This is a genomic window from Stenotrophomonas maltophilia (assembly GCF_039555535.1).
Classification (GTDB): Bacteria; Pseudomonadota; Gammaproteobacteria; order Xanthomonadales; family Xanthomonadaceae; genus Stenotrophomonas; species Stenotrophomonas maltophilia_Q.
The window spans coordinates 1,900,622-1,912,578 of record NZ_CP154630.1 but is presented as its reverse complement, the minus strand read 5'-3'; the positions used below and the strand labels follow the sequence as shown (position 1 = coordinate 1,912,578).

The following is an 11,957-nucleotide window of genomic DNA, read 5'->3' as shown; positions in this document are numbered from 1 at the left end:
ATCACCGCGTCGAACCGGGCCAGGAAGCAAGCACTGAATCGATGCCGGACATATCCGCCCCTGCGCCGCAGGCCCAGGCGACGATGCCATCCGGGCGCACCAGCACTGCTCCCAGGCCCGATGCCGCATCTCCAGTATTTGCGGCGCAGGCGATGGGAGGCAGCCAGCGTTGGGCAAACTGCGATAACGAAGATGCCCGGTCGAAGACAAGCAGCGCCCCCTGCCCCGTTCTCAGCAATTCGCCCAAGCGGCGGCCATCGGCCAACCGGAAGTCAGGCGCGCTCCTGCCGACAAGCGGGTGCTCTCCAGCAAGATCCAGCCGCTGCGAAACACCCCAGATCCGCTCGGCCAGATACGTGGCCCCATCGCGGGTGCCAGCCAGGTCGGCCATGATCGCTGCCAGCGCGCGCGAACCGGCCCCGGGACGCATCAGCGCAACCTGTGCGCGTGACCAGTCCAGTACTTTGGCGCCCGCTGGATGGCGCTCAGCCTGATAGCTGTCCAGCAGCGCCTCATCGGCCTTGCCCCGCGCCACGGCGGCCAGCTTCCAGCCGAGGTTCATCGCATCGCCGATGCCCAGGTTCAGGCCCTGTCCGCCCAGTGGCGAATGCACATGCGCAGCGTCGCCCGCCAACAGGACACGCCCCTTGCGATAGGCGCTGGCCTGGCGCGCGCCATCGGTCCAGGTGCTGTGCAGATGCAGGGCCGTGATCGTTGCATCGCAACCGGACACGCGCCGCAGCAAAGCCTGCGCAGCGTCCAGATCGAGGGGCGCGCGATGGCCAGCCCCTCCGTCGAAATCGGCCAGCGCCAGCACGCCCGGCGGATTGAAATTGAACATGCCCTGCGCGGTGTTCTGCCGGCCCGGCGTCAGCACCGAAGGATCTTCCAGCTCAACCAGCAGCGAATGGCCGGTGAATTCCGGATCGGTGCCGACGAAGCTGAAGCCGCACTGCTTCCGCACGGTGCTGCGGCCACCGTCGCAGCCGACCAGCCAACGACCGCGTACGACTCCGTCAGCAGTCTCAATGACCACCTCCGCCTCGCCAGCCTGCACGGCCTCTACCGCGCGCCCGCGTTCGATGCAGACGCCCAGCGCGCTCGCACGTTCGGCGAGGACCCTTTCCAGCGCCTGCAGCTCAATCGCCATCTGGGTGCCGACCGGCGTCGGCAGGCGCCAGTTCCAGCGCCCGGTGTCCACGCTGTCCAGCGCGAACGGAATACCCGCAAAGTGACCACCCAGCGCGCGCGGCTGTGCCAACCAATGGGCGGTGCCGGGCGGCGGCGCGCCCTTGTCGGGCTTGAGCACCTGCGCCGCGGCGACTGCGTCCAACAGGCCGCGCCGATCCAGTGCCTCCAGCGTGGGGGTGTTCAGGCCGCGCAGCCCGAATGGCAGGCGCTTCAACGGCGAGTCGGCGGACCCGGCCTGTTCCAGCACAAGCACCGAACACCCGGCATTGGCCAGTTCGCAGGACAGGAACAAGCCAACCGGGCCAGCACCGGCAATGACGACGTCGTACAGCATGGGGATTCCTCGTGAGCGCCGGGCCGGCGCTCCGGCAAGTCAAATGTTACACTCGGTGTACGTTTTCACAAGTGAACCGCCCATGACCCCGCTCCCAGGCCGCCGCGATCAGCGCAAAGCCGAGACCCGACAAGCGATTTCCGACGTCGCCACCGGGCTGATCATCGCGCGCGGCTTCGAGGCCGTGTCCATGTCCGAGATCGCCGAGGCTGCGGGGGTATCACGCAAGACGGTCTTCAATTACTTCGCCAGCAAGGAAGACCTTGTCTTCGACCGCGACGAGGAAGCACGTGCGCTGCTGCGCGAGGGCATGGCGGCGCGCACCGGCATGACCCCGCTGGCGGCCTTCCAGTCACTCGTGCGCGAGTTGCTGGAGGCGGCCCATCCGCTGCTGCGCATCAATGCTGGCGCCGCTGCATTCTGGGCAACCGTCGCTGACAGCCCGGTACTGACCGCACATGCCCGGCGCCTGCAGGCGCAGCTGACGGACGATCTGGCGAAATGGATGGCCGAGGCGATCGGGCGAGCGGAGAGCGACGCCGAAGCGCGCCTGGGCGCCGCCATGCTGCTGGCCTCGGTGGTGGCAGCCTATGAGAAAGGACTGGCGAGCCAGCTGCAGGGCGAGGATCCACGCCAGGCCATGCTGCAGCTGATCGTGCGCGGTGGCACCGGAGTACTGGTGGCCCTGGCTGGCACCCCCTATACCGATCCCGGCGCGCGTCCATAACGCATTCGGGGGATAGGTCACGAAGTGTTGCAAATGCTACTCTTTCTCATTTGCATCCACGCGAACCTCCGCCCATGCCCCTCCCCACGACCCAGAAACGCACCCTGTGCCTGGCACTGGCCCTGCCCCTGGCATCCCTCGCCCAGGCTGCCGACACCTCGACGACCTCACCCAGGGACCTGGACAAGGTCGAAGTCCGCGGACGTGCACAGACGCTCTATCGGGTGGACGATGCCGCAGTCGGCACCCGCACGGATACGCCGCTGGAACTGGTCCCTCAGTCGGTCCAGGTCATCCCGCGTGAACTGATCGACGACCAGGCCGCGCGCCAGGTGACCGATCTCTATCGCAGCATCAGCGGCATCAGCTATTTCAGCTATGCCGGGGTGACCCTGCGCGGCTTCCGCCAGGAGAACGTGCTGTATGACGGCCTGCGCGGCGATCCCTATGCAGGCTTCTCGGTGCCGCAGCTGTTCAATATCGAGCGCGTGGAGGTGCTGAAGGGCCCGGCGGGAGCGCTGTATGGCGGCGGAGATGCCGGTGGCGTCATCAACTATGTGACCCGCAAGCCCAAAGCCGCTGCCGAGCGCCGCATCGAGATCCAGCTGGGCGACAACGACTTCCGTGCCGGATCGATCGAGGGTACCGGGCCGTTGAATGCCACCGGCAGCGTGCGCTATCGCGCCGGGCTCTATGCCGACAATGAAAAGGGCGTGCGCTGGAACACCGACAGCGAGAGTGTGATCGGCGATGCCTCGCTGGCCTTCGACGGGGGCCGGACCGGCGAACTGGTGCTGCAGTTCACCGACATCACCCAGAATCTTGGCGGCAACCGCCTGCGCGGCGTACCGGTCAACGATGCGGGCACGTTCCTGACCGACCGCCGGTGGAACCACAACGAAGCCAGCGACTTTCTCGACATGCGCGCCAAGGTGGCGCTGGCACAGTATCGCTTCGCGCCGCTCGATACCCTGGACGTGGACTTCGCCGCCCGCTGGTTCAGCAACAACGAACACCAGATGTACCACGAGCCGATGGGCCTGATCGATCGCGACCGCGATGGTGTGGCCGAATGGATGACCCGACAGCTGCGCAACCAGATCCGTGACAACGAGGCGTTCACTGCCAACGGCAATGCAGTCTGGCGGGTAACCACCGGCGCGGTGGAGCACAAGGTGCTGTTCGGCGCCGATGTGTACCAGCTGGATGCGGATTTCACTGCACAGACCGCCAACAGCGCTGACCTTGCGCGCGGCGCAGGGCCGGTGCGCGGCATCGACCTGTTCAATCCGGTGTACGGCGCCAGCACCTGGCATGACTACACCCTGGGCGCCCTGCCCTGGCGCAGCACGTCCACCCGCAGCAAACGCTATGGCGGTTACCTGCAGGATGAGCTGGCACTGGGCCCGCGCTGGCATGTGCTGGCCGGGCTGCGCTGGGACGGTTTCAAGGATGAGGATCGCATCGCCGGCAGCAGCGTGGATGGCAACGACATCAGCTGGCGGCTGGGCAGCACGTTCACCGTGCGCGAAGGCATGAATTTCTACGCCAACGTCGCCAGTGGTTTCGTGCCGCAGAGTGCCGCCAACCAGAATCCGGCGGCCGGCGGACCGTTCAATGCCGAGCGCAGCAAGCAGTGGGAAGTGGGCATGAAGTCCCTGCTGGCCGACCGCGTGACGTTGAACATGGCGGCCTACCGGATCGACCGCAGCAACATCGTGCAGGCCACCGGCGAAGTGATCGGTGGCGTGAACCAGCTGGCCGCGCTGGGCCTGGTGCGCAGTACCGGCATGGAGCTGGACCTGCTGGCCGACCTCACCGAGCGCTGGGTGCTGAACCTGACCTACGGCTACAACGATGCGCGGGTGAAGGACGCCGGCCCGAACGGCATCACCAACGCCTCCGGCGACCGCTTCGCGAATGCGCCCCGCAACAAGCTGGGCCTGTGGACCCGCTACGACCTGCCGGCAATCAACTCCGCCATCGGCTTCGGAGCAGACCATGTGGGCGAGCGTGTCAGCCTGGATGGGCAGGCGGTGAAGGCCTACACGGTGTTCGACATGAGCTGGAAGACGACGTGGAAGCAATGGCAGTTCCAGGCCAATGTGAAGAACCTGTTCGACAAGGTATATGCGGCCAGTGGCTTCATCGAACGCAACGGGCATTTCCCCGGCGAGCCACGACGGGTGTATGTGCAGGCGGCCTACAGCTTCTGAGGCAGGGCTGCGAACCATGATGACAGGGAGAGGTGGCTGCCCACCTCCCCTGCTGGCGTCAGTGCGAGCAGGCCACCAGCATCGAGCGGGTGGCCATCTGGGTGGAGGTGAAGCCGTTCTTGTTGCCCACCGCGATCGCGTTGCCGTCGTCGCCATCCTTGCTGAAGACCACATAGCCACCGGGGCACATCTGCCCGGCCTTCTCGTAGCAGCCACTCCAGGAACTGGAGCCGCTGCAATCGATGGAGACGCCACGCCGGCCATCGGGGGTGACGGTCATCCTGGCGGTGGTGCAGCCGCTCAGCGCGGTCACGAACAACAACGGAACGAACAACTTCATGGGTACTCCAGGGGTTGGGGATCGGCGGGAGGGCGCCAAGGCTGGAGTGCCCGGATTGCGCGAACCTTGCGCCGATGCCATTTTTCATGCGGCACAAGGGACCTGCGGGGCATCCGGAAGGCACGCCATGTTCACGCAATGTTCCTGTAATACGGTGCCGGCGCGTGCCGAACCGCCCGGCCACGCCCCCTTCCTGCGCAAGCCCTGCCGATGCACATCCTGCTGATCGAAGACGAAGCCGAACTGGCCGCCACCCTGAAGTCCGCCCTGCAGCGCGAGCGCTATGTGGTGGACCTGGCCAACACCCTGGCGCTGGCCCGCGAAGCGGCCCTGTACGGATCGCACGACCTGGTGCTGCTGGACCGCACGCTGCCCGACGGCGACGGCCTGGGATTGATTTCACTGCTGCGCGATCGCAACCCTGGGGTGCCGATCATCGTGCTGAGCGCGCTGGGGCAGCTGCCGGACCGCATCGCCGGCCTGGATGAGGGCGCGGACGACTATCTGGCCAAGCCCTTCGCACTGGAGGAACTGTTCGCCCGCATCCGCGCTGCAGGGCGCCGGCCGGGCGGCATGCAGGTAGAGCCGATAAGCATCGGCCGGCTCCTGTTCGATCCCGCCTCGGGCGAGGCCAGCGTGGGCGGGCAACGGCTGGAGCTGCCGCGCCGCGAAATCCGTGTACTGACCGCGCTGGCCCGGCGGCTGGGCCGCACCGTGCTGCGCGAGTCGATTGAAATGGCAGTGTATGGATTCGATGACGGCATCCATTCCAACACGCTCGATTCGCATGTCTCGCGCCTTCGCCGCAAGCTGGCCGATGCCGACGCAGGAGTAGAGATACACGCCATCCGGGGCGTCGGCTATCTGATGCGGGAAGCCAAGTAATGGCGCGTCGTCCATCGCTGAAGCGCCCGTTGATCGTCAAAACGCTGATCTATCAGCTGCTGGCATTGCTGGTAGCGTTCTTCGCGCTGCTGATGGTGCTGATACGTGCCGACAGCGGTGGCTACTACAGCATCCAGACCTTCGCGCCGGTCGCCGCCGAGGCGGTGCACCGCGACCGCAATGGCGAGCTGTACGTGCAGCACACGCCGGAACTGACCGAACTGCTGAAAACCGTTCCCGGCGCATGGTTCATCGCCGAGGATGAGCACGGCCACCACGTTACGTTCGGACCTGTGCCGTCGGCCTATGCCTCGCTGGTAGGTGCACTGGATGGCATCCCCTTTGGCGACCTGCGTGGCCGCGATCGCAGCGATGGCCTGGCCGTCGTGGTCCGCCAGCACAGCGGCCCGGCCGGCAAGCTGACCATCATGGCCCACGGCGAAACCGATACGCTGACCTGGCAGATGGCGCTGGCGGCACACATCATCACCCTGCCGATCTTCCTGCTGCTGGGCCTGGCCACCATCGTCCTGACACCGGTCATCGTGAGACGGGCCCTGGCCGGGGTGGAGCGCATCGCGCAGGAAGCCCGCAACATCTCCGCCAGCCGCCGCGGTGTCCGCCTGACAGAAACCGCTGTACCGGTAGAGATCGCTCCGTTGGTGACAGCGGTGAATGAAGCGCTGGACCGGCTGGACGAAGGGCACGAACGGCAACGCCGCTTCATTGCCGCCGCCGCACATGAGCTGCGCACACCCATTGCGATTCTGAGGGTAAAGGTCGATGCGGCCGACGATGCCACCTCGCGCAGCCTGGCCGTGGAAGTGGCACGGTTGGCGACGCTGGCAGAGCAGCTGCTGGATCTGCACCGCATGGATGAGGACGGGCCGAAGGAGACCATCAACCTGGCGCGGGTGGCCAAACGGGTGGTCGCTGATCTGGCGCCGCTGTTGATCCAGTCAGACAAGTCCGTAGCCGTGGCGGTGGAACCCCACTTCCCGGTGCTGGGCGAGACCGGCGCGGTGGAACGTGTGATCTCCAACCTGGTACTGAATGCTGCCGAGCATGGCGGGCGCCAGATCGTCGTGCGCGTGCAGGGCAGCTGCCTGGAGGTTGAGGACGACGGCCCCGGCATACCGCTCGACCAGCGCGAGCGCGTCTTCGAACCCTTCCAGCGGCTGCGGCCACGACAGACAGGCGCGGGCCTGGGGCTGAACCTCGTACGTCAGGTGATCGACCGTCATGGCGGCCGCGTCACGATTCTGGATGCTCCTGGCGGTGGTGCTTTGATCCGTGTTGAGTTTCCACTGCATCCCGGCGTGACCCACTCGCCACCCTCGGAGAACCGGGAACGTCGCATGCACGAGGATAACTGACGCCTGTCCGTGCGTGGACGGCCGCGAGGACAGGCAAGGTTGCGGCAATGTTCGCTGCACAGCATCGGGGGAGTGGCAGCTGCCGTGCCACCGCATTCCGATCTGACAGGAAGCCTGCATGTGACCCAGGGAGCTCCTCCACCCTCCTCTTCCACCCGCGCCGTGCCACCGCCGAATTCGCCAGACATCACGGCTGCTGCATGGAATCGCCGCCCACGCAATGGCCGCGCGCTCGGCCTGGAACATTGGCCGCGTTGGCTGCGGGCAATTCCCGACGTCGAGCGCGCTGGCGCATTGATGCGGCTGTTCGGCGCCTTGTTTCTGCTGCTTCCCGGCATTGCGCTGGTGGCTTCTACGTATCGGCACGCCAGTGCAGCGGCGGCCGCCGCCGTGTTCCTGTTCGTCACAGTGCATGCTGCGTTGCATGGGTTGGCGGCGTGGCGAGCGGCAACCACGCACGCGATTCCGCCGATAGTGCGCTTTCTGGATGGCCACGCCGCCGGAATAATGATCGCCAGTTCACTTCTGATCGCCATCGGTGCAGGGATGGCGAAGCTGCCTGTTTCACCGTTCTTCTGGCTGCTGGCCGGCACGGTGAGTCAACTCTTCGGTGCGCGAATGGCAGGCCAGCGGCTGCGCAACGCGTTGCTGGTGCTCGGTAGCGCCTTGCAGTTCATCGCCATGGCACTGATTGCCCTTCTTGCCGCAGGCTGACACAGCGATAGACCCGCAAGGTTCACGCAACCCAGCGCATCGAGACTCGACGGCCATCCACGTCTGTCACGACAGACGTGCGCTTCTTCTGTCGCGAGGACCACCAATGAACCGTCTCTTCTGGATGCTGCTCCGATGAGCGCCGTACCGCGCAAGCGTCGCCGTGCGCTCATCGTTGCTGCCACCCTGCTGTGCAGCGCACTGATTCTGTTTGCATGGTTTCGGCCCGCGCCACCACCGCAACTTCAGGTTGCGCCGGTCGGTCGCGGCAACATCGAACAGGTGGTGGAAGCCACCGGCACATTGAAGCCCTCGCGACTGGTAAGCGTTGGCGCCCAGGTTTCCGGCCGCATCGATACCCTGCACGTAAAGCTGGGCGACAAGGTGAAAGCAGGCGATCCCATCGCCGATATCGACTCGCGTACCCAGCGCAATGCATTGCTGAGCGCGCAGGCCGCACAGCGCACTGCCCGCGCCAACCGCGATGCGCTGGCCACCGACCTGCGCCAGTTCGAGCTGGCACTGCATCGGCAGCAGCAACTGGTGGCCTCGCAACTGGTGGCCCGCGCCGACTTCGATGCAGCCAAGGCCAAGGTCGATGCCACCCGGGAACAGATTGCTGCCCTGGACGGTGAGGTTGTGCGGCGACAGACCGATGTGGATATCGCACAAACCAATCTGGAGTACACCCGCATCACCGCTCCCACCGACGGCACCGTGCTGGCCGTGGTCGCGCGCCAGGGGCAGACCGTGAACGCAGTACAGAGTGCACCGACCATCGTGATGCTGGGCAACCAGGACGTGATGACGGTATACGCGGAAATCTCCGAGGCCGACGTCGTTCACACCTCGGTTGGCCAGGAAGCATTCTTCACCATCCTGGGTGATGCCGGCCGCCGCTACAGCAGCACGTTGCGCGATATCGCACCAGCCCCGGAATCGATCACCAATGAAGACAGCTCCAGCCTGGCTTCACCAGCAGCGTCGGGCGGCAGCCGCGCGGCCATGTACTACAACGGCCAGTTCGACGTGAACAACGCCGACGGACGCCTGCGCAGCTACATGACCGCGCAGGTTCGCATCGTGCTGGGCCGCGCCAACGACGTACTGACCATTCCTTCGGCCGCATTGGGCGCGCGCGCCGCCGATGGCAGCTACAGCGTGCTGGTACGTGGCGCCGACGGCCATGCCAGCACCCGGCGCATCACCACCGGGTTGGACGATCAGATCCAGGTAGAAGTGCGCAGCGGGCTGAAGGAAGGCGAACAGGTCGTGCTGGCGCAGGCCAGCGACGAAGCCACCATCGCACCCGTGCAGCCGAAATGAGTACGACCACGACCGAGCCACTGCTGCGCGTTCGCGGCGTACGCCGCGAGTTTGCTGCAGGCGAGCAGACATTGGTGGTACTCGACGGCATCGACCTGGACATCCATGCAGGTGAACTGGTCGCCATCGTCGGCCAGTCCGGCTCGGGCAAGTCCACGCTGATGAACATACTGGGCTGCCTGGATCGCCCTTCTACTGGCATCTATCAGATCGACGGGCGCGAGACTGCGCAGATGTCGCCCGATGAACTGGCCGAGCTGCGCCGGGAGCATTTCGGCTTCATCTTCCAGCGCTATCACCTGCTGACCGACCTGACTGCACTGGGCAATGTGGAAGTGCCCGCGATCTACGCCGGCATGCCTGCCGAGGCACGCCATGCGCGCGCGGCCACGCTGCTGTCGCGGCTTGGCCTGGGCGAGCGCATGCAGCATCTTCCTGGTGAACTGTCGGGTGGCCAGCAGCAGCGCGTCTCGATTGCGCGCGCACTGATGAATGGCGGCGCGGTGATCTTCGCCGACGAACCCACAGGTGCGCTGGACACACATTCGGGCAAGGAAGTGATGAAGATCCTCGGCGAACTGCATGCCGAGGGCCATACCGTGGTGCTGGTAACGCATGACATGGCCGTAGCTGAACATGCGCAGCGCATCATCGAGATACGCGATGGTCGGATTGTGGATGATCGTGCAACCGGCACTGTTTCGGCAGCGGGCGTGGCGACGCCCGCCGTGCCCCAGCGCACGACGGGCGGCTGGCAGGTCTGGCGGGACCGGTTCGCTGAAGCCTTCCGCATGGCCCTGCGCGCAATGAATGCGCATCGCATGCGCACCTTCCTGACCATGCTCGGCATCATCATCGGCATTGCATCGGTCGTGTCGGTGGTAGCGCTGGGCACCGGCGCACGGCAGGCCATCCTGTCCAACATCGCCTCCCTTGGCACCAACACCATCGAGATCTATCCCGGATCCGGCTTTGGCGACCTGCACTCGGCGCGCGTGGAAACGCTCACCCCCGGCGACAGCGTGGCCCTGGCCCGGCAGCCGTTCGTCGACAGCGCCACGCCCGGCGTTGCCACCACCGGCACCGCGTTGCGCGGTAACCGCTCGGCCAGCGTGCAGGTGCAGGGCGTAAGCGAGCAGTACTTCCGCGTGCATGGCCTGAAGCTTGGCGAAGGTGCCTTCTTCGGCCCACCGGGTGTGAGCGGCTACCAGCAGGTCGTGGTGATCGACGCCAATACCCGCGCCCGCTTTTTCGCTGCTGCGGACAATCCCATCGGCCAGACCCTGCTGCTGGGCAACATGCCTGTGCGCATCGTGGCCGTGGTGAAGAAGGATGCCGGTGCTGCCGGCGATGCGTCACTGCTGCGGGTATGGCTGCCCTACACCACCGCCATGGCACGCATGCTGGGGCAGAGCCATGTGTCCAGCATCACCGTACGCGTTTCCGATGCGATCAGCATGGAAGCGGCCGAGCAGGCCATCGCACGATTGCTGACGCGGCGCCATGGCAGCACCGACTTCTACATGAGCAACAACGCGCAGATCCGTGAATCCATCGAACAGACCACCGGCATCCTGACCATGATGATCAGCTCCATCGCGGCCATCGCATTGGTGGTCGGCGGGATCGGCGTGATGAACATCATGCTGGTGTCGGTAACCGAGCGCACCCGCGAGATAGGCGTGCGCATGGCGGTGGGCGCGCGCCGCAGCGACATCCTGCAGCAGTTCCTGATCGAATCGGTGCTGGTCTGCCTGCTCGGTGGCGTGCTCGGCATCGGCGTGGCCCTGGCACTGGGCGCGGCCCTGGAACTGGCCGACGCGGGTTTCAGCCTGGTGTTCTCCGTCCATTCGATTCTGGCCGCATTCGCCTGTTCCAGCTTGATTGGTATTGGCTTCGGCTTCCTGCCCGCACGCCGCGCTGCCCAGCTGGACCCGGTGGAAGCACTGGTTCGATAGCCACGGCATCTGCCAGCAGTGACGGCAGGTTCGCGCAATGTCTGCGATGTGTACTGCAGCTACCAACAATGTCCGCACAGGAGCTGGACGATGTTTCTGAAACCAGGAAGAACCGCACTACTGCTGGCAGCAACCGTACAACTGCTTGTGCTGTTGCCCTACTCCAGCGACGCCCATGCGCAACGAGGCGATCGCTACGCCCCGCAGTGGAACCAGGACTACCGTGATCGCGATCGTGATGCCTGGGAGCGTCGTGAACGCGAACGTGAGCGGGAACGCGAGCGCCGGCATGACGCCAAAGCCACCGGCGTGGTGGTGGGCGTGGTGGGTGCGGCGGTGGTGGCCGGCGTGATCGCCGCAGCCGCCAAGCGTGAACGCGAGACCCGCGAACGCGCCGACTACTGCATGAACCGCTACGGCAACTACGACCGCCGCAACGATACCTATCGCGGCGCCGACGGCTACACCTATCCCTGCCGCTGATTGACCCTCAACAAGGACAAACACCCCATGACCAGAACTGCTCTGTTGATTGCCCTGTGCGCTACCCCATTGCTTGCCGGGGCCGCACCGGCCAACCCGAAACAGGCCTACATCGATTCCACGTTCACCGCGATGGATGCCAACAAGGATGGACGCGTCGACAAGGCCGAGTACACGAAGTTCCAGCAGGGACGCTTCAGCAAGCAGGCGGATTCGATCGACGCTGCGTTCACTGCCATGGACACCAACAAGGACGGAAGGATCAGCAAAGAGGAGGCCACCGTGGTGCCGGAGATCGCGAAGTACTTTGCGGGCCTGGACACCGATGGTGATGGCTATCTGTCGCTGAAGGAAATGCAGCAGGCCATGGTGGCCGCACAGACTTCAGACGCGCCAACAAAGTAAAT

At 65.4% G+C, this 11,957-nt stretch carries 11 protein-coding genes; 9 read left to right on the top strand and 2 right to left on the bottom strand.

Features of this window, described 5'->3' with window-relative positions:
• Nucleotide 1: 1 nt before the first annotated feature.
• Nucleotides 2-1,525, bottom strand: coding sequence for an FAD-dependent monooxygenase (locus AASM09_RS08820; RefSeq protein WP_049429694.1), 1,524 nt, complete (start codon nucleotides 1,523-1,525; stop codon nucleotides 2-4).
• Nucleotides 1,526-1,607: 82 nt separating this feature from the next.
• Between AASM09_RS08820 and AASM09_RS08815 the strand changes: the two genes are divergently transcribed.
• Both AASM09_RS08815 and AASM09_RS08810 read left to right on the top strand, forming a co-directional pair.
• The gene (locus AASM09_RS08815; protein WP_049429695.1) at nucleotides 1,608-2,252 is read left to right on the top strand and encodes a TetR/AcrR family transcriptional regulator; all 645 of its coding nucleotides are present in this window, start codon (nucleotides 1,608-1,610) and stop codon (nucleotides 2,250-2,252) included.
• A gap of 74 nt (nucleotides 2,253-2,326) precedes the next feature.
• Nucleotides 2,327-4,468, top strand: a complete 2,142-nt coding sequence (locus AASM09_RS08810) for a TonB-dependent siderophore receptor (RefSeq protein WP_343368956.1) — start codon at nucleotides 2,327-2,329, stop codon at nucleotides 4,466-4,468.
• Nucleotides 4,469-4,526: 58 nt separating this feature from the next.
• Here the strand turns inward: AASM09_RS08810 and AASM09_RS08805 are convergent, their stop codons facing one another.
• Nucleotides 4,527-4,808, bottom strand: coding sequence for a hypothetical protein (locus AASM09_RS08805; protein ID WP_049429697.1), 282 nt, complete (start codon nucleotides 4,806-4,808; stop codon nucleotides 4,527-4,529).
• Nucleotides 4,809-5,018: 210 nt separating this feature from the next.
• Here AASM09_RS08805 and AASM09_RS08800 point away from each other — a divergent pair, with 210 nt between their 5' ends.
• From AASM09_RS08800 to AASM09_RS08770, 7 genes are all read left to right on the top strand, one after another.
• The gene (locus AASM09_RS08800) at nucleotides 5,019-5,693 is read left to right on the top strand and encodes a response regulator transcription factor (RefSeq protein WP_049429698.1); all 675 of its coding nucleotides are present in this window, start codon (nucleotides 5,019-5,021) and stop codon (nucleotides 5,691-5,693) included.
• Nucleotides 5,693-7,069 (top strand): sensor histidine kinase, encoded by a 1,377-nt coding sequence (locus AASM09_RS08795; protein ID WP_049429699.1) that lies wholly within the window; start codon nucleotides 5,693-5,695, stop codon nucleotides 7,067-7,069. The genes AASM09_RS08800 and AASM09_RS08795 overlap by 1 nt, the downstream gene beginning before the upstream one ends.
• Nucleotides 7,070-7,189: 120 nt before the next feature.
• On the top strand, nucleotides 7,190-7,783 hold the full coding sequence (locus tag AASM09_RS08790; protein ID WP_343368952.1) for a hypothetical protein: 594 nt from the start codon (nucleotides 7,190-7,192) through the stop codon (nucleotides 7,781-7,783).
• 135 nt (nucleotides 7,784-7,918) lie between these two features.
• Nucleotides 7,919-9,109, top strand: coding sequence for an efflux RND transporter periplasmic adaptor subunit (locus AASM09_RS08785; RefSeq protein ID WP_049429701.1), 1,191 nt, complete (start codon nucleotides 7,919-7,921; stop codon nucleotides 9,107-9,109).
• A complete protein-coding gene (locus AASM09_RS08780) occupies nucleotides 9,106-11,067 on the top strand; it encodes a MacB family efflux pump subunit (RefSeq protein WP_049429702.1) in 1,962 nt (653 codons plus the stop codon). Before AASM09_RS08785 ends, AASM09_RS08780 begins: the two co-directional genes overlap by 4 nt.
• A gap of 90 nt (nucleotides 11,068-11,157) precedes the next feature.
• Entirely contained in the window at nucleotides 11,158-11,550 is a 393-nt protein-coding gene (locus tag AASM09_RS08775) for a hypothetical protein (RefSeq protein WP_049429703.1), read from the top strand.
• 27 nt (nucleotides 11,551-11,577) lie between these two features.
• Entirely contained in the window at nucleotides 11,578-11,955 is a 378-nt protein-coding gene (locus AASM09_RS08770) for an EF-hand domain-containing protein (protein ID WP_049429704.1), read from the top strand.
• The last annotated feature ends 2 nt before the right edge of the window (nucleotides 11,956-11,957 follow it).